Origin of the sequence: Paraburkholderia sp. RHO2 (assembly GCF_050955445.1) — a bacterium.
In the GTDB taxonomy this organism is placed as follows: domain Bacteria; phylum Actinomycetota; class Actinomycetes; order Mycobacteriales; family Mycobacteriaceae; genus Prescottella; species Prescottella agglutinans_A.
On sequence record NZ_CP162617.1, the window covers coordinates 919270 to 938815 of the forward strand.

General features: G+C 68.7%; 20 protein-coding genes, 1 pseudogene and 1 riboswitch. Of the genes and pseudogenes, 6 read left to right on the forward strand and 15 right to left on the reverse strand.

The features are described from left to right. Positions 1-10 precede the first annotated feature (10 nt). From ABTV10_RS04095 to ABTV10_RS04105, 3 genes are all read right to left on the reverse strand, one after another. A complete protein-coding gene (locus tag ABTV10_RS04095) occupies positions 11-706 on the reverse strand; it encodes a response regulator transcription factor (protein WP_499032742.1) in 696 nt (231 codons plus the stop codon). 91 nt (positions 707-797) lie between these two features. Beyond that, entirely contained in the window at positions 798-1388 is a 591-nt protein-coding gene (locus ABTV10_RS04100) for a M15 family metallopeptidase (protein ID WP_499032744.1), read from the reverse strand. 210 nt (positions 1389-1598) lie between these two features. Beyond that, positions 1599-2033 (reverse strand): MarR family winged helix-turn-helix transcriptional regulator, encoded by a 435-nt coding sequence (locus ABTV10_RS04105; protein ID WP_499032745.1) that lies wholly within the window; start codon positions 2031-2033, stop codon positions 1599-1601. An 89-nt stretch (positions 2034-2122) separates the two neighbouring features. Here ABTV10_RS04105 and ABTV10_RS04110 point away from each other — a divergent pair, with 89 nt between their 5' ends. Beyond that, complete coding sequence (locus ABTV10_RS04110; RefSeq protein ID WP_499032746.1) at positions 2123-4072, forward strand: ABC transporter ATP-binding protein; 1950 nt, start codon at positions 2123-2125, stop codon at positions 4070-4072. Here the strand turns inward: ABTV10_RS04110 and ABTV10_RS04115 are convergent. Further along, positions 3989-5431, reverse strand: a pseudogene (locus ABTV10_RS04115) (FAD-dependent oxidoreductase); the annotation flags it as partial. The gene ABTV10_RS04110 and the pseudogene ABTV10_RS04115 overlap by 84 nt on opposite strands. Before the next feature lie 112 nt (positions 5432-5543). Continuing rightward, positions 5544-6773, reverse strand: coding sequence for a cytochrome P450 (locus ABTV10_RS04120; RefSeq protein ID WP_499032747.1), 1230 nt, complete (start codon positions 6771-6773; stop codon positions 5544-5546). Between the two features lie 238 nt (positions 6774-7011). On the opposite strand from ABTV10_RS04120, the gene ABTV10_RS04125 reads away from it, so the two are divergent. The 4 genes from ABTV10_RS04125 to ABTV10_RS04140 all read left to right on the forward strand — a co-directional run bounded on the left by ABTV10_RS04125 (position 7012) and on the right by ABTV10_RS04140 (position 9985). Next, positions 7012-7566, forward strand: a complete 555-nt coding sequence (locus tag ABTV10_RS04125) for a TetR/AcrR family transcriptional regulator (RefSeq protein ID WP_499032749.1) — start codon at positions 7012-7014, stop codon at positions 7564-7566. 11 nt (positions 7567-7577) lie between these two features. Further along, positions 7578-8006, forward strand: a complete 429-nt coding sequence (locus tag ABTV10_RS04130) for an HIT family protein (protein WP_499032750.1) — start codon at positions 7578-7580, stop codon at positions 8004-8006. Between the two features lies 1 nt (position 8007). Next, the gene (locus ABTV10_RS04135; protein WP_499032751.1) at positions 8008-9015 is read left to right on the forward strand and encodes a 1-aminocyclopropane-1-carboxylate deaminase/D-cysteine desulfhydrase; all 1008 of its coding nucleotides are present in this window, start codon (positions 8008-8010) and stop codon (positions 9013-9015) included. Between the two features lie 178 nt (positions 9016-9193). Further along, the gene (locus ABTV10_RS04140; RefSeq protein WP_499032752.1) at positions 9194-9985 is read left to right on the forward strand and encodes a phosphatidylethanolamine N-methyltransferase family domain-containing protein; all 792 of its coding nucleotides are present in this window, start codon (positions 9194-9196) and stop codon (positions 9983-9985) included. A gap of 14 nt (positions 9986-9999) precedes the next feature. Here the strand turns inward: ABTV10_RS04140 and ABTV10_RS04145 are convergent, their stop codons facing one another. Continuing rightward, positions 10000-10362 (reverse strand): PhlB family protein, encoded by a 363-nt coding sequence (locus ABTV10_RS04145; protein WP_499032753.1) that lies wholly within the window; start codon positions 10360-10362, stop codon positions 10000-10002. Between the two features lie 208 nt (positions 10363-10570). Between ABTV10_RS04145 and ABTV10_RS04150 the strand changes: the two genes are divergently transcribed. Next, positions 10571-11527, forward strand: a complete 957-nt coding sequence (locus ABTV10_RS04150; RefSeq protein WP_499032754.1) for a helix-turn-helix domain-containing protein — start codon at positions 10571-10573, stop codon at positions 11525-11527. Here the strand turns inward: ABTV10_RS04150 and ABTV10_RS04155 are convergent. The 9 genes from ABTV10_RS04155 to ABTV10_RS04195 form a co-directional block, all read right to left on the reverse strand. Beyond that, positions 11485-11739 carry a hypothetical protein gene (locus ABTV10_RS04155; RefSeq protein ID WP_499032755.1) on the reverse strand — a complete coding sequence of 85 codons (255 nt, stop codon included), beginning with the start codon at positions 11737-11739 and terminating at the stop codon, positions 11485-11487. The genes ABTV10_RS04150 and ABTV10_RS04155 overlap by 43 nt on opposite strands. Next, complete coding sequence (locus ABTV10_RS04160) at positions 11736-12242, reverse strand: AMP-binding protein (RefSeq protein WP_499032756.1); 507 nt, start codon at positions 12240-12242, stop codon at positions 11736-11738. Before ABTV10_RS04160 ends, ABTV10_RS04155 begins: the two co-directional genes overlap by 4 nt. 32 nt (positions 12243-12274) lie before the next feature. Continuing rightward, entirely contained in the window at positions 12275-13693 is a 1419-nt protein-coding gene (locus tag ABTV10_RS04165) for an aldehyde dehydrogenase family protein (RefSeq protein WP_499032757.1), read from the reverse strand. A 148-nt stretch (positions 13694-13841) separates the two neighbouring features. Beyond that, positions 13842-14132 carry an Rdx family protein gene (locus tag ABTV10_RS04170; protein WP_499032758.1) on the reverse strand — a complete coding sequence of 97 codons (291 nt, stop codon included), beginning with the start codon at positions 14130-14132 and terminating at the stop codon, positions 13842-13844. Beyond that, on the reverse strand, positions 14129-14884 hold the full coding sequence (locus ABTV10_RS04175; protein WP_499032760.1) for a (2Fe-2S) ferredoxin domain-containing protein: 756 nt from the start codon (positions 14882-14884) through the stop codon (positions 14129-14131). The genes ABTV10_RS04170 and ABTV10_RS04175 overlap by 4 nt, the downstream gene beginning before the upstream one ends. Next, on the reverse strand, positions 14881-15690 hold the full coding sequence (locus tag ABTV10_RS04180; RefSeq protein ID WP_499032762.1) for an ABC transporter ATP-binding protein: 810 nt from the start codon (positions 15688-15690) through the stop codon (positions 14881-14883). The genes ABTV10_RS04175 and ABTV10_RS04180 overlap by 4 nt, the downstream gene beginning before the upstream one ends. Continuing rightward, complete coding sequence (locus ABTV10_RS04185) at positions 15687-16745, reverse strand: FecCD family ABC transporter permease (protein ID WP_499032763.1); 1059 nt, start codon at positions 16743-16745, stop codon at positions 15687-15689. The genes ABTV10_RS04180 and ABTV10_RS04185 overlap by 4 nt, the downstream gene beginning before the upstream one ends. Further along, complete coding sequence (locus ABTV10_RS04190) at positions 16742-17728, reverse strand: ABC transporter substrate-binding protein (protein WP_499032765.1); 987 nt, start codon at positions 17726-17728, stop codon at positions 16742-16744. The genes ABTV10_RS04185 and ABTV10_RS04190 overlap by 4 nt, the downstream gene beginning before the upstream one ends. 31 nt (positions 17729-17759) lie before the next feature. Beyond that, a riboswitch (cobalamin riboswitch) is annotated at positions 17760-17944 on the reverse strand. Between the two features lie 12 nt (positions 17945-17956). Next, the gene (locus ABTV10_RS04195) at positions 17957-19411 is read right to left on the reverse strand and encodes an MDR family MFS transporter (RefSeq protein WP_499032766.1); all 1455 of its coding nucleotides are present in this window, start codon (positions 19409-19411) and stop codon (positions 17957-17959) included. Between the last annotated feature and the right edge of the window lie 135 nt (positions 19412-19546).

Below are 19546 nucleotides of genomic sequence, written 5' to 3' on the forward strand. Positions count from 1 at the left end.
CCCGGGCGCTCTATCCACGATCGCGCTCGACATCTTCGCTGTCTGCTGTGGTGTCGATGCGGTACCCGACTCCGTGCACTGTGGCGATGACCCAGGGTTCGCCGAGTCGTTTGCGCAGTGCCGAGATGGTGATGCGGGGGGCGTTGGTGAACGGGTCCGCGTTCTCGTCCCAGGCCCGCTCGAGGAGCTCTTCGGCACTGACGACACCGCCTTGGGCGGCGACGAGGACTTCGAGCACTGCGAACTGCTTGCGGGTGAGTGCGATGTATCGGCCGTTGCGGTAGAGCTCGCGACGGAACGGGTCCAGCCGCAGGCCCGCGATCTCCCGCACCGGCGGTCTGTGATGAACGCGCCGTCGGTGGAGGGCGCGAAGCCGGAGCACGAGTTCTTTGAGCTCGAATGGTTTCGTGAGGTAGTCGTCCGCGCCGAGTTCGAATCCGGTGGCCTTGTCGTCGAGACGATCGGCGGCGGTGAGCATGAGGATGGGCATCCCGCTACCGGACGCCACAATGCGTCGGGCCACTTCGTCGCCGGAAGGGCCGGGGATGTCGCGATCCAGGATGGCGATGTCGTAGGAGTTGACGCTCAGCAGTTCCAACGCGGACGCGCCGCCGCCGGCGATGTCTGCTGCGATCGCCTCCAGACGGAGGCCGTCACGGATCGCTTCCGCCATGAACGGCTCGTCCTCGACGATCAGCACACGCATGGACTCGATACTACGAGTCGGGGCATATCGTCGGTATATCGAAAATCTTGGGTGCGGAGATCGATCGCGAACGTACCGGGGAAACTGGCTGTCACCGCCACGGAGCGGCCGACGCGTCGGCAACTTGGACCGGGCACGTGCCACCCGGACCCTCCGCCAGTTCGAAGTGCCACATCTCGTTGGCGTAGGTCTGGCACAACCCGTAGTCGGCACCGTGCTGGGAAAGCCAGCTGAGGGCGTCGGTCGGCCCGATATCGACGGCGCGGCCGGAGACGTGTGTCGACCTCTCGGGGGTGTTGACCCACCGCCGCGCTTCGGCCTCGCTGCCGTAGGTCAGGACGGCGTCGTCGAGGAGCTCCTGTTGATAACGCGGGCTGCGCCACCCACTGGTGACGTCCATCCGGACGCCGTCGGCCTCGGCGTCCGCCGCCGCACGCCGGAGTGCGGCGCGCAACGCCGGCTCGAGGTTGGTCAGCGCGGCGTGAGTGTCGTCGAATGGTGACAGCGGCGCGTCGTATCGGATGCGGCCGTCGGCTGCAGCAGTCGGACTGTCACGAAAGGGCATCAGTGGCGTGGCCACGTCGCTCTCCAGCGAACTGCAGGCCGGCAAGGTGGACAGCAGGGCAGCCGCCGTCGTGCCCGCAACGGCGCGGGCAACGAGAGACCGGGAGAACAACGCCATGGACGGACCGCCTTCGCGTGCGCGGCCCGCTGCTCGGGCCTGTCCCGGGCATTCAAACCGGCGTGGTGTCGCGTCGGTATCAGCGGATTTCCACACATTTCGGAAACACGGATCGTCCTGGACTGTGCGGACGGATCCGTCTCCCCGCCGACGCCGGCAAGTGGAGGGTTCGGTCCGTCGACGGATGAACCGAGGCGCACCTCGGCGGCGTCAGCAGGCGGCGTCGGCGGTGAGCTTGTCGAGGATGCGGCTCAGTTCGGCGCGGTCATGCTCGTCGAGCGGAGCGAAGAAGCCGACGGCCCGGGCGTCGCGGGCAGCGGACATCTCGTCCAGAAGCTGGCGACCGGTCTCGGTGAGCCGGACGCACACCGCGCGGCGATCGACGTCGTCGGCGACGCGGTCGACCAGGCCGCGCTTCTCGAGTCGGTCGACCACCTCGGTGGCCGAGCGGGGCGCGATGCGCAGGGCCTTCGCGACGGCGCCGAGCCGGGGACGGCCGTCGGATTCGGTGCCGATGACGCGCAGGGCCCGGAACTCGTGCGGCGACAAATCCCACGGCTCGAGGGCGGCGAACCAGCCCCGACGCAGCGACCGCGACGTCGCCATCACCAGGTCGCGCAGCTCTTCGGCTGATACCTCCCTCATGGTGATGGAGCCTACCTCACTTGACAGCTACCTCATGTTGAGGCAACCTCAGCAATAGGCTTGCCCCGGCATCTGAGAGGGGTGGTTGTATGACAAGCCCTCATTTCGGCGGACCCGGCGGCGGTCCGATGCGTACCCGCAAGGTCGATCCCGCAGACCGCGCCCAGCTCGAGGACTCTCCCGTCAGCCTGCGGCGGATCGGCGCCCTGTTCGCGCCGTACCGCTGGCAGATCGCCGTGGTCGTCGCGCTCATCGTGGCGTCGTCGACGATCTCGCTCGCCAACCCGTTCCTCGTCCGGGAGGTCATCGACCGCGCGATCCCGGAGCAGGACGTGGCGCTGCTGGTGTGGACCGTGGTCGCGATGCTCGCGATCACCGTCGCGACGGCGGTGTTCGGGGTGGTGCAGACATGGATCTCGACAACCGTCGGGCAGCGGATCATGCACAACCTGCGCACCCGGGTATTCACACACCTGCAACGCCAGTCGCTCGGATTCTTCACCCGCACCCGCGGCGGCGAGATCCAGTCCCGCCTCACCAACGACATCGGCGGCATGCAGACGGTGGTGACGTCGACCGCGACGTCGATCGCGTCCAACGTGACGACGGTGGTCGGCACCGCGGTCGCGATGGCGGTCCTCAGCTGGCGGCTGTCGCTGCTCTCACTGATCGTGCTGCCGCCGGCGATCTGGCTCACCCGCAAGGTCGCGCTCATGCGGCGCGAAATCACCACGCGGCGTCAGAAGGCGTTGGCGGACATGCAGACCCAGATCGAGGAGAGCTTATCGATCAGCGGCATCCAACTGGGCAAGACCATCGGGGCCGGGCCGGCGATGTCGGAGCGGTTCGCCGAGACGTCCACGCGCCTGGTCGATCTCGAGGTCCGCTCGCAGCTGTCCGGTCGGTGGCGGATGGCGACGATGAGCATCATCTTCTCGGCGATCCCCGCGCTGCTGTATCTCGCTGCCGGCCTGCCCGCGACGTCGGGCGGCATGACGATCGGCACCCTGGTCGCGTTCACCGGGCTGCAGACGACGCTGTTCCGTCCGCTGATGGGCCTGCTCGACGTCGGTGTGTCCGTGACGAGTTCGCTGGCCCTGTTCAGCCGGATCTTCCAGTACCTCGACCTGCCGGTGGAGATCGACGACCCGGAGCATCCGGTGCCGATGCCGCGGAAGGCCGTCGCCGGTGCGGTGCACTTCGAGCACGTCGGGTTCCGCTACGAGAATGCCGACCGGGACGCCCTGACCGACGTCACGATCGACGTGCCGGCCGGATCGTCGCTGGCGCTGGTCGGCGAAACCGGTTCCGGCAAGACCACTCTGGCGTCCCTCGTCGCCCGGCTGCACGACCCGACGTCCGGCCGGGTGACGATCGACGGTGTCGACCTGCGTGACATCCGGCTCGCCGAGCTGTCCGAACTGGTCGGTGTCGTGTCGCAGGAGACGTACCTGCTGCACGCGACGATCCGGGAGAACCTGCGGCACGCCCGGCCCGACGCGTCGGACGCCGAGATCGAGGACGCGGCACGGGCCGCGCAGGTGCACGAGCTGATCGCGTCGCTGCCCGACGGGTACGACACCGTGGTCGGCGCGCGCGGTCACCGGTTCTCCGGTGGCGAGAAGCAGCGCATCGCGATCGCGCGAACCCTATTGCGGGACCCGCGGATCCTGGTGCTCGACGAGGCCACCAGCGCCCTCGACAACGAGACCGAGCGGGCGGTGCAGGCCGCGCTCGACGTCGTCAGCCGCGGCCGGACGACGATCACGATCGCGCATCGGCTCTCGACGATCCAGGACGCCGATCAGATCGTGGTCCTCGACCGCGGGCGCGGCGCCGAGCGCGGCACCCACGAGGAGCTGCGCGCGCTCGGCGGACGCTATGCCGCGCTACTCGCCCGCGGCGGCGACACCCGCGCGACGGCCGAAGAATGTGCCGTCGCCGAGCGAGGTGCCGCTGATGTAGCCCCACGAGTGCAGGCCCGACGTCGCGCGGCCGGCCGCGAAGAGCCCGGGGATCGCGTTCCCGTCGAGGTCTAGGACCGCGCCGTCGACGGTGGTGCGCAGTCCGCCGATGGTGAACACCTCGGCACCGCCACCACCCGTGCCACCGTCGCCGTACTCCGGCGGGGCCATGCCGCGGCGGACGTCGATCGCCGCGAACGGCGACTGCAGCGGCCGCAGCCAGCGCGCCGACTTGTGGAAGTAGGGGTCCTCGCCCTTCTCCGCGAACCGGTTGTACTCGCCGACCGTGTTCTGCAGCGCGCCCTCCGGCATGCCGATCTCGCGCTCGAGTTCCTCGAGGGTCTCGGCGACGAAATGCGGTTGCACGCCCCAACGCTCCTCGACCGGTACCTCTTCGTACGCCTGCTCGTCGAGGATGACCCACACCTTCAGGTTGTGCTTGAACAGGGCCGCCTGGCCCACCAGTCCGGGGTAGACGTCCTCGTTGATGAACCGGTGGCCGACGCTGTCGACGATCATGCCGCGCACCATCATTCCGGGCACCAGCGAGATCCCGACCTGACCGGCGGACATGTGCTTGACGGCCGCGCCGACGGCCTGCGCGATCACGATGCCGCGGCCGTCGTCGCCGCCGTCGCTGTTGACGCCCAGCCCGACGAGCTGCGGCGCGTGCTGCGCGAGCATCTCCTTGTTGTCGGCGAACCCGCCGGTCGTGATGATCACGCCGCGTCGGGCACGGTAGGTGACGGTGTCGTTGAAATGCCGGGCGACCACGCCGACGACCCGGTCGCCGTCGAGGATCAGCCGCAGTGCGGTGGTGTCGGTGTGGACGGCGACGTCGGTCTTCGTGACGGCCTCGCTGAGCACCGCCATCAGCACCTTGCCGCCGAAACCGTCCGAGGTGACGCGGTGCCCACGGGGCGCCGGTTCGGCGATCTCGTAGAACGGATAGGCGTTCTCGCCCATCCACATCAGGCCGTCGTCGGTCGGCGGCACCCAGGTGGGGGAGTCCCACAGCGACGGCTTGAACGGCACGCCGTGGTCGACGAGCCACCGGTAGTGGGCGACGCTCTCGCGGCTGTAGAGTCCCACCTTCTCCCGGTCGGCGTCCGGGCCGAGCGCGGCGAGCAGGAACTTCTCCATGTCATCGGCGGTGTCGGTGAACCCGCACGCCTCCTGGATGGGCGTGCCGCCGCCCAGGTACATCTCGCCTCCGGACAGCGCCGACGATCCGCCGCCGCCGCTCTGCCGCTCGAGCAGGATCACGTCGGCGCCCGCGGCGTTCGCCTCGAGTGCGGCGGACGCGCCGGCGCAGCCGTAACCGATGATCAGGACGTCGGTCTCGTGGTCGTAGGCGGTTACTTCGGTGGCGTCGATCGGGGTGACCGGTACGCGTGCGCTCATCCGGAACTCCTGTCCTGGGGCTGAACCCATCTGTGGTGTCCGTCACACTAGAGTAGGCGTCCTGGAGTCGGCAGGTGGTTTTCCGGTCAGCGGGACAGCAGGGTGATGTTTCCAATTCGTCTGGGCCGCTGCAGGTCTCCGCTCACGCGGCCGGGACCGTGATCCGCAGTGGCAGGGAGCGGTGCCGGCGCACGAGCAGGCTCGGCACCCACCGGGCACCGTCGGCGATAGTGAACGACGTGGTGCGCTCGAGTAGTGCGGTGATTGCAGCGTGTGCCTCCATCCGTGCGAGTGCCGACCCGACGCAGAAGTGCAGACCCTTGCCGAACGCGAGGTGACCTTTGAGATTCGGGCGGTCCAGCACGACGTCCTCCGGGTTCTCGAACGTGGACGGGTCGCGGTTGGCGGCGCCCCACAGCAGCAGGACGTGGCTGCCGGCGGGCAGGTGCACGCCGCCGAGGGTGGTGTCGGCGACGACATGCCGGTGGTGTCCGCGGAACGGCGATTCCAGCCGGAGTGCCTCGTCGAGGAACGGATCGACCAGCGTCGGGTCGCGGCGTAGCCGTTCCTGCAAGTCGGGTCGGGTGGCGAGGATGCGTGCACCGCCGGCGATCAGGCCGGCCGTCGACTCACCGCCCGCCCCCACCAGTTGGATGAGGACGAGGACCGCGACATCGTCGGTGAGGGCACCCTCGTTGCACGCGTGGGCGAGCACGCCGAGTAGATCGGTCTGCGGATCCGCCTTGGCGGCGGTGAATTTCGCGTGCAGGTATCCGGCGAGTTCGGCGGCGGATGTCACGAGCGCACCGAGTCGCTCGCCGGTCACGATGCCGCCGATCATCTCGGTGCTGTCGTACGCCCACGTCAGCAGTTGCGGGACGTCCTCCTGCGGCAGCCCGATCAGGCTGGCGACCAGCGCGAGCGGCAGCTTGTCGGCCATGGCGCCGGCCCACTCGAACGAACCGTCCGGTCCCAGTCCGCCGTCCCACAGTTCGTCGACGAGCGTGTCGACGGTGGGGCCGAGCGTGCGGATGCGCTTGGCGAGCGCGGCGAGGACGAGCTTGCGGTGCAGCCCGTGCGCGGGATCGTCGGCGGTGGCGAGGACGTGGACGGCCCGGCCGCCGCCGTCCATGTCGAACGTGACGGGTGGACCGTCGGGCTGCTGCACCATCACGCCGGTGAGATTCGACGAGAAGTCCTCCGGTCGCGCCAGCGCCTCCGTCACCAGTGCCCACGACGACACGAGGTGGAAGTCGGTGCCCGGCACCCGGAACACGGGGGCGTGCTCGCGCAGGGTGGCGTACAGCGGATACGGGTCGTCGAGGTGTTCTGGGGCGAAGACGTCGATGCCGTCCACTGGCGTCGTGCTCACTGGCCGATCCTTCCGGGTGGTGGAACGTGTTGCAGTGACTTCACCGTCCCCGGCGTCGGCGATGCGTGTCAAGGCCTCTACGAGAAGTGAGAATCGGCCATCCACCTCGGGTTTCCAGCCGTCTCGGCGTCGTATGCCGTTACGCCCGTCCGCGCTGGTGACCGGGTACATCCGTTGTAGACGAATCGGTACTTGTGTCTCACACTGAGACGAACTGGTGGAGATGATCGGAGGGCGCATGGCCGGGGGAGTGGACGACTGGTTGGCGGGCGGGCGTCGCCGCGCGCTCGCGGTCGAGCGGATCACGGCAGCCGCGACGGAACTGTTTCTCGAGCGCGGGTTCGACCGGGTCAGCGCCCTCGATATCGCAGTGCGCGCGGGGTGTTCGCGGGCGACGCTGTACCGCTACGTCGGAGGCAAGCCCGCGTTGGTGGGGGCGGTCGTCTCGGCAGCCGCGGCGCGGGTAGCCGACCGCGTACTGCGCGCGGTCGACGGGTTGGGCGGCGCGGACCGGGTCGTCGAGGCGATCCTGACGTCGGTGGTTGCGGTTCGCGCGGATCCGACGCTGTCCCACTGGTTCGCGCACACCCGCACCGGCGCGGCCGACGACTACCTCGCGGCCTCACCCGATCTCACCCGGCTCGCCACGACACTTGCCGGAATCGCTGCCGACGACGAGGCGGGGCAGTGGATCGTCCGCGTGGTGCTGATGCTGCTCGCCTGGCCCGCGTCGGACGACGAGGCAGAACGACACATGGTACGAAGCTACGTCGCTCCGGCGTTCGCGACATAACATCGTTCACCATGAGCCACTGCGTCTTCTGCGCCATCATCGCGGGCGAGGCCGAGTCCAGCATCGTGTACGACGACGAACACACGATCGCCTTCATGGACATCCGGCCGTTCACGCCCGGTCATCTGCTCGTGGTGCCCAAGACGCACGCCGCGAACCTGGCCGCGCTCGATCCGGCCGACGGCGGACGCCTGTTCCAGGTGGGACAGCGGATGGCCGCGGCGTTGCGGGCGAGCACGGTGGAGGCGGACGGAATCAACTTCTTCCTCGCCGACGGCGTCGCGGCAGGTCAGGAGGTGTTCCACGTGCACCTGCACGTGGTGCCGCGGACCGCGGGCGACGGGTTCGGGCTGCGGGGTCGGCCCGGTGCGGCGCCGCGGCCCGACCTCGACTACCTGGCCGGTTCGATCCGCGGACGGCTCGGTGTGCAGGATGCGTGACGTGACGACCACACCGCCCCACCTGCATCGGCGCTTCCCGGAACTCGTCGAGTCCCTACCCCATGTCCGCCTCGGCGAATCGCCCACCCCGGTCCGGCGACTCGAAGGGCTCGGAACCCGAAACCGGATCTGGCTCAAGGACGACAGCGTGTACGGCTCCGGCGGCTGGGGCGGCAACAAGGTACGCAAGCTCGAGTGGATCATCCCGGACGTGATCGCCCGCAAGTCCAAGCGGATCATCACCGTCGGTGGTCTCGGCACCAACTGGGGCCTGGCGACGGCGTTGTATGCCAAGCAGTTCGGCATCGAGACGGCCGTCGCGCTGATCGACCAGCCGGTGGACGACCACGTCCGCGCTCAGCTCGGCCGGTTGGAGAGGTCCGGCGCCGCGCTGCACTTCACCCGGAACAAGTTCCGCACGTTCGCGGCCGCGCCGTACCTGATGCTCCGCAATGTCCGCGGTGGCCGACTGCCGTACTACCTGCCGCCGGGTGGTTCCTCCCCGATCGGGGCGGTCGGCTACGTCGAGGTGGGGCTGGAGTTGGCTGCGCAGGTGGAGGCCGGTGACATACCGGAGCCGGCGCAGGTCGTCGCCCCGGTCGGCTCCGGCGGAACCGTCGCCGGCCTGCTGCTGGGGCTGCAACTGGCTGGGCTCCGCACCGGCGTCGTCGCGGTCGTCGTCAACGACACTCTCCCACTCGGTCCGCGCGAGATCCGGGACCTCGCCGGGCGGACCGAGTCCCTGCTGCGTCGCCGCGGGGCGAGATTCGACGACGTCGACCTCGACGCGGCCCAGCTCACGGTGACCCGTGAATACCTCGGTCCCGGATACGGATACGCCACCGCGGAAGGCCGGGCGGCGCAGCGCGTCGGGACCGAGTACGACGTCCCCCTCGATCCCGTCTACACCGCGAAGGCGTTCGCGGGCCTGCTCGAGATCGAAGCGAAGTCGAGGGGTGACGACCGGCCGATCGTCATGCTCGACACCTTCGGGCCGCGGCCGGACTGACGAGCGCGACCGCCGCCGCCTCCGTGCGGACGAAGATGGACGGGTGTTCAGGAAAGCTGCCGAAACCGCCCGGGCATGCGGCGGCTCATGGTAGAACACGTTCCAGTTCGTTGCATGTCCGTGGTGGGTGTGGCCGGTTGGTCAGTGCTGTGCCGACCACGCCCACCGAAGGATCTCGATGCACTGGTACACCGGCAACACCGTCTACGACACCGTCCTGACATGCGCGTTCGCGTTCGCCGCGTTCGTCGTCGTCGGCGGGTTCTTTGCGCAGAGTTCGTACGGGCGCTTCTCGTCGACGAATCTCGGCTTCAATCTGAACCCGAAGCTCGGGTGGTGGCTGATGGAGATCCCCGCGACCGTCGTGTTCGCCATCTTCTATCTCACCGGCCCCAACCGGTTCGAGCCCACGTCGATGGTGCTGGCCGCGGTGTGGCTGCTGCACTACGCAAACCGTGGCTGGTTCTTCCCGCTGTCGATCCGGCAGGTCCCAGGCAAGCGCAGCACGTTCAACGTCTCGGTGATCGCAATGGGCGTCATCGTCACCTCGATGCACGGCTACCTCAACGGCGCGTTCTTCAGCCACGACTACATGCACCAGTACGGCACTGAATGGCTCACCGATCCGCGGTTCCTGATCGGTCTGGTGATCTACCTGTGCGGCTTCGCACTGCTGGTGAGCTCCGAGTCGATCGTCCGCAACCTGCGCGACAAGAACAACCCCGGCGCCGCCGAGTACCGCATCCCGATGGGTGGCGGCTTCCGATTCGTCTCCAGCCCCGCATATCTCGGTGAGCTGATCGCCTGGGCCGGTTTCGCACTGCTGACCTGGTCGCTCGCCGGCGTCGTCATCTTCCTCATCACCGCGGGCAATCTCATTCCCCGGGCGCTGGCCACGCACAAGTGGTACCGGGAGAAGTTTGACGAGTATCCGACCGATCGCAAGGCGCTGATCCCCGGCGTGGTCTGAATCGCATCCGTCGCTCAGCGGAGGCGGAAGACCGGCAGGCCGTCCAGGCCCTGGGACGGTTCGGCCGCCACCCGTGTGGCCGGGGCACAGGCGTCGAAGGTGCAACCGGTGATCCACGCGCAGATCCAGGTGCCGCTCTCGAGTTCCACCACGGCGATCACCTCCGGAAACGAGTCGTCGACCTGTCGACGGGGTGACGTCGGGAGTGTCGGCCGCGCGGAGACGATCGTTCCGGTGTCGAACTCGTAAGTCTCGACGCGGCGAGAGGCGTCCAGGTCGGGGTGGATCGGGTTGATCGGCGGCAGCAGCCTCCGTGCAGGTGCGTCGTAGTGGCAGTCAAAACCGATACGGCTGCGCGACGTGTGAGCCTCGAGCATCGAACTACTTCCCGTGACGTTCCAGTGTGCGTGCAACAACAATCATGGGACAAGGAACGGCTGAGGGATTTGCTTGTGAGCGCCACGTGGTTGTGTTTGAGTGTCAGAAGCGCCTGAACGGCGCAGAACAGACCGGTTGTCTCGTTGCGGTGGAACGATTCTCGATCTGTCTACACGGAATACCACCGAGAAGTGTGAAGCGGTCGCGATGGAGGATCAGGAACTCTCTCTCCGTTCGCCGGCGGACACCCAGAGTGCGTCTGCGGACACTGCAAGTGCGTGGACAGACCTGATTCGCGAATGGTTCGTGTCCGTCGACATCGTCCCCGACGAGCGGGACTCGTGTCGTGGTTACGCCGAGCTCAAGGACATCGGCCACCTGTCCGCAGTCGAGCTGAGGTCCAGTGGGCAGTCGGTAGTCCGGACGAGCCGCATGGTTTCGGCGGCGGAATCGACCCAGCTGTTCCATGTCAGCCTGGTCACGGAAGGCCTCGTGCAGGTCACCCAGGATGGTCGGACCTGCCGGCTCGGCAAGGGCGACTTCGCGGTGTACGAGACCGGACGTCCGTTTCGTTTGGACTTCCCTGGCGCCTGGAACATGACGTGCTTTACCTGGAACCGGGACAGAATCGACTTGGCGGACGGTGAATCAGAGCGTCTCACCGCGCGAACCATGCGCGGCGACTCGGGGCTGACCGGCCTCTTGTCGAGGACGCTGTCCGGGGTCGTCCAGGAGGACGTCGACGTGTCCGCGCGGAACGCGATGCGATTGGCGGATGAACTTGCCGCCCTCACCGTCACAGTGGGGCTCGAGCAGTGCACCGACACCGCGGAGTCGCCGCCACAAGACCTGCTGATGCGGATCCTCCAGTTCATCGAGGAGAACTTGGCGGATCCGCGACTGGGACCCCAGACGATCGCGTCCGAGTTCTACATCTCCACGCGCACCCTGCACCGACTGTTCGCGGGTGAAGGCCACACCGTAGCCCAGTGGGTCCGGGGGCGTCGGTTGGAGCGGTGCCGAGAGGCCTTGATCGCGCGCCCGACGGCGACGATCTCGGAGATCATCCCCCGGTTCGGGTTCGCCGACCTGGCCGCGTTCAGTCGCGCCTTCACCGCCCGCTACGGCATGAGCCCCACGGCGTTCCGTGCCGTCGCGGCGTGAACCGATCGGATCCTCAGCGCGCGTACAGGTGCCTCGATCTCACGTGCGTACTTAGAGTCGATGGGCCCTCGGCGCAGCTTCATCGTCGGTGTGAACTCGTCACCGCCCGGCTCCCAGACCACCGGGAGCAGGGTGAACTTCTTGACCTGTTCGACACGGGAGAGTTGCTCGTTGGACGACGCGACGGCGCGCTCGATCTCCGCGTTTATCAAGGGATTCGACGCGACATCGCCGGGTGAGCCGTCGTCGATGCCGGTGCGGGTCGCGAAGGCGGCCGCGGCGTCGGGGTCCAGCGTGAGCAGGGCGACGACGTAGGCTTGACGGCGGTGCCTTCGACTGCTCTCCGCAGGACAGGCGGGAACTGCTTCTCGCAGAACATGATTCGGTTTCCGGCATTGGTGACCACGTAGTTCAGCTGCTCGGGGGCGAGCGTGTTGTACACCGAGAACGGGGTCGCGCCCGCGTGCAGAGCGCCGGTGTCGACCAGGTGGAACTCGGGCCGGTTGGTCAGCATGATCCCGACGGTGTCGCCGTGGCGGACACCGAGGTTCGCCAGTCCCGCGGCGATCCGGCGGACCCGGTGCGCGTACTGGCGCCACGTGATGACGACGGTGCCGCCGGGGGTGCGGAGCGCAACGGCGTCAGGGTGAGTGGCTGTGGTGGCCTGGAACGCCTCACACAGGGTCCGGGGTGCTGTCGCAGTGCTCGTGGTCATGGATCCTCCTGGATGCGTTGTCGCTGCGCTTCTCAGGCCCGGTACATCCGTCGGATCAACCTGGCGGCTCGCTCCGTGTAGGGAGGGTACGCGAATCGGGGATCGGGCTTGAACGACTTGAGCAGCACACCCTTTCGGTGGCTGAGGGTCTCGAAACCCCACCTGCCGTGGTATCGACCCATCCCACTCGAGCCGACGCCGCCGAACGGGAGTTGGGGCACTAAAAGTTGGTACGAGAGGTGGTTGACCACCGCTCCTCCGGAGCTGACTTCCGACAGCACACGACGGTGAGTCCGTATCGACCTCGTGAAGATGTACGCGGCAAGGGGTTTCGGTCGCGCGTTCACGAAGGCGATCGCGTCGTCCAATGAATCTACGGCGAGCACCGGGAGGATCGGCCCGAAGATCTCCTCCCGCATGACGGGTTCGTCGGGGCTAGGGTCCACGAGCACGGTGGGCTCGAGTGTCAGCGCGGCGGGATCGGAGCCCCCACCGAGCGCAACGGTGGCCTCGGTACTCGTGAGATAGCCGACCAGCCGGTTGAAATGCCGCTCGTCGACTATCCGTATGCCCTGCGCACGCCCCTCGGACTGGAACTCGTTGAGGCTGTGGATGATTTGCCGGACCAGCTCGTCCCGGACCGTGCGTTCGACCAGCACGTAGTCCGCCGCGATGCAGGACTGGCCGGAGTTGACCACCTTCGTCCAGGCGATGCGGCGGGCGGTGACGGCGAGGTCCGCGTCTGCCATGACGATCGCCGGGTTCCTTCCTCCGAGTTCGAGGGTCACCGGCGTCAGCTGCGGCGCGGCACCGGCCAGGATCTTCCGGCCGATCTCGGTGCCGCCGGTAAAGAACACGTGATCGAAGCCGTGCGCGAGCAGGGTCTGGGTGGTGTGCCCGTCACCCTCGATCACGGCGACGGCTTCGGCGTCGAGGTACTCGGGGAGCAGCCGAGCCATCAGCCGCGACGACGCGGGCGCCAGCTCCGACGGCTTGACCACGGCGCAGTTCCCTGCCGAGAGGGCGGCGACGAGCGGTCCCAGGGTGACCGCCAGCGGAGCGTTCCATGCCCCGATGACGAGCACCACCCCGAGCGGCTCGTACTGCACCCATCCCAGAGCGGGCATCTGGTGCAGGGGTAGTGCCTGCGGCCGGCCGCGCATCCACAGGCGCACCCGTTTGCGTGCGTAGGCGGCCTCGAGCTTGGTGACGAGAATGTCGACCAGCCAGGACTCGAAGGAGTCGCGCCCGAGATCCTCGGCGAGGGCACGAGTGATCTCGTCCTCACGCTCGTCGAGCATCCGCTCGAGGCCGCGCAATTGCTCGATCCGCCATCGCGCGGGCTTGGTTCGTCCGCTCGAGTGAGTCGCCTTCATTCTGGCGACGGTGTCGGCGATCGCATCGGTGGTGTCCGAATCGCTTGCGCCGGTTTCTACCTGATCGGTGGTCATGGCTGTCTCAGCTCCATCGTGCAGTCGCACAGCTGTTTCACTGCGGCCGACGCGCGACGGGGGTCGGCCGGTTCACGGGATGTGGTGCACCCGCACATGCCTGTGATCAAGCGTGGTCGCTGGTCGAGCGACCGTCAAGACCTCGAGGTCAGTCGTTACGTGCGCGATCCGCGTGCCCGAGATCGCGGTCCGGTACGACGACGTCGCGCACAAGCTTCTTGAGCGTCACGATGTCGGGAAACCCGCCGTCGCGCTTGCGATCCCATACGAGATTCTCGCCGGCGGTGACCTGGAAGATGCCGCCGGTGCCCGGGACGAGTGCCACCTCGCCGAGGTCGGTTCCGAAGGTGTTCAGCAGTTCCTGCGCCATCCAGCCGGCGCGGAGCAGCCAGTTGCACTGTGTGCAGTAAGTGATGGTGACGCGGGCGGGGGAGGTCATGACTCCAGGATCGCAGATCCGCGCCTGGCGCCGCGCCACTCGGTGATCGACCGACCCGCGACGAGGTGCTCGTCGACGAACCGGTCGACGCGGTCGGCGCTGAGTCCGGCGTACCAGGTGTCGTCCGGGTACACCGCGACGACGGGCGCCTGCGAGCACGGGAACATGCAGCCGGTCTGGGTGACGAGCACGTCGTCGTCGCCCAGGCCGCGTGCCTCGAGTGCGTCGTCCAGGGCCGCCGCGGTTTCCGGGCCGCCGCGGGCCGAGCAGCGCGGACCCCGGCACACCAGGACGTGGCGGGCGAAGCCGGGGACCTCGTCCCAGGCGGGGGAGGTCAGCGGTGCGGTGGTGGTGCGGGCCGGCGTGGTCGGTCCGGTGAGCGCGGCGTCCAGCAGGTCCGTGTAGTTCGCGGTGTCGGTGAGCGGGCCCGCGATCCGGACCTCGGGTGTCGGTCTCCCGGACCGTTCCCGCAGCCAGTGCCCGATGACGCGGCGGAACCACGCGTCGATCTTGCGGTCGAGCACGGTCTGCGCGCTGATCACGACGACCTCGCTCGCCCCCGCGTCGGCCGCCTCGTCGAGGACCACGGCGATCGCGGGCCCGGATCCGCCGAGGACGGCGGTGCGGAACTCGGTGTCCGGGTGACGCTCGCGCAGGGCCTCGAGTGCGGCTCTCAGCTGGTCGCGGGGGTCGTCGCCGCGGTCGGTCGGGGCGGTGAGGATCGCCCACCGGCCGGGTCGAATCGGGTTCATGGCAAAGACCTTTCAGTGTCCGTGGCGGCGCTGCACAGCACCACCAGGGGGCGCCCGGTTCGGGGATGCGTCTGCACCAACGCGTCGAGCCCGTAGACGTCCGCGAGTAGTTCCTCGGTGAGCACGGCTTCGGGTGTGCCCTCGGTGACGACCCGGCCGCGGTGCAGGACCACCAGGTGGTCGCAGTACATCGCCGCCAGGTTCAGGTCGTGCATCGCGGCCACGGTGGTGAGGCCGCGGCGGCGGATCAGGTCGAGGAGATCGAGCGACGCGGAGACGTCGAGGTGGTTGGTGGGCTCGTCGAGGAGCAACACGCAGGGGCGCTGCGCGAACGCTCGTGCGAGCTGTGTCTTCTGCTTCTCGCCACCGGACAGGCTGTGCCACAACCGGTGCCGTAGTTCGGTGATGCCGGCCATGGCAAGGCTCTCGGTGACCACGTCGGCTGTGCCGACCGCGGCCGGTCGGGCCCAGCCGCCGCGGTGCGGAATCACCCCGAGCTCGACGATCTGCTCCACCGTCAGCTCCAGCTCGGTAGCCGAATGCTGTTCCACCAGTGCGACGGTCCGCGCGAACTCGCGACGGTGCATCTCGGCTGCGGGCCGGTCGTCGATCACCACCTGTCCGCGTTCGGGGCGCTCGAGCCGGGCGATCGCGGACAGCAGCGACGTCTTGCCGGAACCGTTCGGGCCGATCAGTCCGGTGAACCGTCTCGACGGCGCACGGCAGGTCACGCCGTCGAGAATCGTGGTTCCGCCCGCCGACCATGTCACGTCCTCGACGCGGATCTCGGGGGAGTGGTGGCTCATGAGCGGGCTCCCCGGCGCCGCAGCAGCAGCACGAACACCGGCACCCCGACGACCGCGGTGACGATGCTGATCGGCAGTTCGCGTCCCGGCACGACGGTGCGCGCCACGATGTCGGCCCACACCAGCAGCAGGGCGCCGAGCAGGGCCACCACCGGAAGCAGGCGCGCGTGCAGGGGACCGACGAGCATCCGCGCGGCGTGGGGCACGACGAGGCCGACGAATCCGATCACCCCGGCCTGCGCGACGAGTGCCGCCGTGCACAGCGACGCGACCGCGTACAGGACCCAGCGCGAGCGTTCGACGTTGGTGCCGAGGCTCGCGGCGGCGCGCTCACCGAATGCGAACGAGTCCAGCACCCGGTTGTGTGCGAGCACGACGGCCAACGTCACGGCGAGGACGATCAGGATTCCGACCAGCCCCGGCCACCGCACGCCGGCCACCGAGCCGAGGGTCCAGGTGAGTACCCGGTGCGCGGCGTCGCGGTCGCCGAACAGCACCAGCGCCGACGTCAGCGCGGCCGCGAGCTGCCCCACCGCGATCCCCGCGAGGACCAGGCGACCGGGCAGAAGCGCACCGGACCGGGACGTCGCGATGACGAACACCAGCAGCAGGCTGCCCAGCGCGCCGAGGAAGGCGGCCGAGGAGACGGCGCCGAAACCGAAGGCGCCCAACGCGCTTGCTCCGGTGCCGAGCGCGATGACCGCCCCCAGTGAGGCGCCCCCGGACATGCCGAGCAGGTAGGGGTCGGCCAACTGGTTACCGGTGAGCGACTGCAGCACGGCGCCGCACACCGCGAGACCCGCGCCGACGGCCGCGGCCGCCAGCACCCGCGGCATCCGCAGGTCGACCACGATGTGCGTGGTCAGCAGATCGGTGCCGGGCCCGATGCCGAGGCGTCCGGCGATGGCGTCGACCACGGTGCCGATCGACAGGTCCGCCGCCCCGATCGCGACCCCGGCCGCGCAGCTCGTCACGAGCAGCGCGGCCAGCACCACCGACCAGCCGGTGGCGGTCGTCGCGGCGCCCCGGAGCGGCGACCGGGCCGGCGCGCTCATGCCCGGCCGCCGCCCAGCTGCTCGCTGACCAGCGTGGCGCCCTCGATCAGGCGCGGGCCGGGCGTGGTGGTCGAGAACGGCACCACGACGAAGGAGTTGTCACGCACCGCCTTCAGATCCTTCAACGCGGGATCGCCCCGAAGGTAGTTCTTCTTCTCCTCCGCGGTATCCCAGGACGCGTCGGCCAGGACAATCACGTCGGGGTCCGCCTTCAGCACCGTCTCCCAGCTGCCGTCCGCCCATGCGCCGTCGAGGTCGGCGAAGACGTTGGTGCCGCCGACCGCGTCGATGATCAACTGCGGTCCGCCGGCGTTGCCGCCGACGAACGGGGTGTCGGTGTTGCTGTCGTACCAGAAGATGCTCTTGCCCCGCGCGGGCGCGGTCGACTCGATGCCGGCGAGCGTCTCGCGCATCTGCGCGACCACCGCATCGGCCTCGGATTCGCGACCGAACAGGGTGCCGTAGTCGGTGATTTCGGTGGCGATCGAATCCCACGCGATCGGCGGGCGCTGCGACTTGTCCTTGCAGCCGAACGGCGAGACATAGGTGGCGACGCCGAGTTCGCCCAGGGACTCCTGCGAGCCGACGGCCTTGTCGTCGAACGCGCTCGAATACGACGACAGCACCAGGTCCGGCTTGGTCTCGAGCAGTGCCTCGCGGCTGGGGTAGTCCTTCTCGTCCAGCGCCGGAACCTGCGCGTACGCGGCCTGCCACTGGGGGGCGATGGTGTCGTCGAGGTACGCGGTGCCGACCATCTGCCCCTCCGCACCTATCGACAGCGCCGACTCGGTGGCGCCCTGGTTGAGGGTGACGGCGCGCTCGGCGGGACCGTCGAGTGTGACGGTGCGTCCGCAGTTCTGCAGGGAGACCGCGGCGGTGTCGGCATCGGAGTTCGACGTCCCGCCGCACGCGGAGAGGAGGAGCGCGGCAGCGATCGAGACCGCCGCGGAGGAGATGACTCGCGGTGCTACTTGGGTGCGCAAAGCGACCCGCCTTCCATGACTCGTGGAAAACGTGCAGGTATGCGTCACGGCCGGTCTCCTGGCTCGGCAGGGATAGCCGCCGACTACGCCTTCCCGGATGCGTGCGCATCCAGTGGCTGGGGCCGAACCCCAGGTAGTCGACGTACCTGCCCACAGTGGCGAGTACCGCGCCGGCTTCTACCGGACTTCCCGAACACCGTGACGACAGTGTGAAGAATAGACGACGGGTTACGCGGCGCGGTGCGCCTTGTCGACCGGCGTCGGGTCCTTGGGCATCAGGGCCGACGACAGCGTCAGCAGCACCGCGACGCCGAGGATGCCGAGGAAGACGAGGTGGATCGCGTCGGCGAGGTCGGCCCGATCCGGCTCGGCGGTGTTGCCGATGCGCGAATTGACGAGGGCGCCGAACACCGCGACACCGATGGCGCTGCCGATCGACCGGGCGAACATGTTGGTCGACGTCACCACGCCGCGTTCGTTCCAGTCGACACTGGACTGTGCCGCGATGAGCGTCGGCGTGGCGATCAGACCCAGGCCGGACCCGATGACGAAGCTGACGGCTCCGACGTGCCACACTGCCGAAGCGGACGACAGCAGCATCAGCAGCACCGATCCGGCGAGTACCAGGACGCTGCCGATCAGCGGGGTGGTGCGGAAACCCACCCGCAGGTACAGCCGTCCGGCCTGGGACGCGGCGAGGGGCCAGCCGACGCTGAGCACCGCCAGTGCGAAGCCCGCGACCAGCGCGCCCGTGCCGAGTGCGCCCTGCACGAAGGTCGGCACATACGACGTCAGGCCCGTCACGATCGCGCCGACCGCCAGCGACGCCAGGCTGCTCGCGACCATCACCCGGCGGGTGAGCATGTGCAGCGGCAGGATCGGATCCGCCGCGCGGCGCTCGACGAGGACGAACGCGACGAGGAGCGCCGCGCCGCCGACGAAGACGCCGATCCCGGCCGGGGACACCCACGCCCAGGCCTGACCGCCCTCGAGCAGACCGAGGATCACCAGCGTGGCGCCGGTCGTGAGCAGGGCCGCGCCGGCGTAGTCGGTCCGCTGCCGGACGCCGGTACCCGATCCGTGCCTCGCGGTCTCGTCGAACCTGCGCTGCAGCGTCCACGCGGCGATCGCGCACAGCGGGAGATTGACCAGGAAGATCCACCGCCAGGACAGGTACTCGGAGAACACCCCGCCGAGCGTCGGGCCCAGCACCGCCGACATGGCCCACACGCTCGCAATGTAGGCCTGAACCTTCGCGCGTTCGGCCACGGTGTAGATGTCGCCGGCGATCGTCATGCTCATCGGCTGCACCGCGCCGGCGCCCAGGCCCTGGATCGCTCGGAACACGATGAGCGCCGGCATGCTCCATGCGACGCCGCACAGCAGCGATCCGACCGCGAACAGCGCGATGCCCAGATGCATGATCGGCTTGCGGCCGAACATGTCGGCGAGCTTGCCGTAGATCGGCACCGACACGGCCTGCGCCAGCAGGTAGATCGAGAACAGCCACGGGAACTGGGTGAACCCGCCCAGGTCGCCGACGATGGTGAGCACCGCGGTCGCGATGATCGTGCTGTCGAGCGCGACCAAGGACGTGCTGAGCATCAGCGACATCAGGATCGGGCCGCGCTCCGAGCGCAATCCCACCGATGCCCGGGCCACGTCGGTCGTGCCGCTCGCCATCCACCCTCCCGCCGATCGATCGCCAACTCTGAACAAGGCTAACTATCTGCGGTCGTCGCGCTGTCGTCGCCACACCCGTCCCGCCGTTTTGCGCACTTGTCGGTCCTCGGGCGGCCCCGCTGCCACCGACAAGTG

What these genes read in the sequence shown, in the direction of transcription:
- ABTV10_RS04160 (WP_499032756.1), bottom strand. Translation starts at nt 12,242, where the DNA reads ATGACCACGAGCACTGCGACAGCACCCCGGACCCTGTGTGAGGCGTTC.
- ABTV10_RS04125 (WP_499032749.1), top strand. Translation starts at nt 7,012, where the DNA reads ATGGCCGGGGGAGTGGACGACTGGTTGGCGGGCGGGCGTCGCCGCGCG.
- ABTV10_RS04130 (WP_499032750.1), top strand. Translation starts at nt 7,578, where the DNA reads ATGAGCCACTGCGTCTTCTGCGCCATCATCGCGGGCGAGGCCGAGTCC.
- ABTV10_RS04195 (WP_499032766.1), bottom strand. Translation starts at nt 19,411, where the DNA reads ATGGCGAGCGGCACGACCGACGTGGCCCGGGCATCGGTGGGATTGCGC.
- ABTV10_RS04175 (WP_499032760.1), bottom strand. Translation starts at nt 14,884, where the DNA reads ATGAACCCGATTCGACCCGGCCGGTGGGCGATCCTCACCGCCCCGACC.
- ABTV10_RS04105 (WP_499032745.1), bottom strand. Translation starts at nt 2,033, where the DNA reads ATGAGGGAGGTATCAGCCGAAGAGCTGCGCGACCTGGTGATGGCGACG.
- ABTV10_RS04165 (WP_499032757.1), bottom strand. Translation starts at nt 13,693, where the DNA reads ATGACCACCGATCAGGTAGAAACCGGCGCAAGCGATTCGGACACCACC.
- ABTV10_RS04110 (WP_499032746.1), top strand. Translation starts at nt 2,123, where the DNA reads ATGACAAGCCCTCATTTCGGCGGACCCGGCGGCGGTCCGATGCGTACC.
- ABTV10_RS04185 (WP_499032763.1), bottom strand. Translation starts at nt 16,745, where the DNA reads ATGAGCGCGCCGGCCCGGTCGCCGCTCCGGGGCGCCGCGACGACCGCC.
- ABTV10_RS04150 (WP_499032754.1), top strand. Translation starts at nt 10,571, where the DNA reads ATGGAGGATCAGGAACTCTCTCTCCGTTCGCCGGCGGACACCCAGAGT.
- ABTV10_RS04170 (WP_499032758.1), bottom strand. Translation starts at nt 14,132, where the DNA reads ATGACCTCCCCCGCCCGCGTCACCATCACTTACTGCACACAGTGCAAC.
- ABTV10_RS04145 (WP_499032753.1), bottom strand. Translation starts at nt 10,362, where the DNA reads ATGCTCGAGGCTCACACGTCGCGCAGCCGTATCGGTTTTGACTGCCAC.
- ABTV10_RS04180 (WP_499032762.1), bottom strand. Translation starts at nt 15,690, where the DNA reads ATGAGCCACCACTCCCCCGAGATCCGCGTCGAGGACGTGACATGGTCG.
- ABTV10_RS04100 (WP_499032744.1), bottom strand. Translation starts at nt 1,388, where the DNA reads ATGGCGTTGTTCTCCCGGTCTCTCGTTGCCCGCGCCGTTGCGGGCACG.
- ABTV10_RS04140 (WP_499032752.1), top strand. Translation starts at nt 9,194, where the DNA reads ATGCACTGGTACACCGGCAACACCGTCTACGACACCGTCCTGACATGC.
- ABTV10_RS04095 (WP_499032742.1), bottom strand. Translation starts at nt 706, where the DNA reads ATGCGTGTGCTGATCGTCGAGGACGAGCCGTTCATGGCGGAAGCGATC.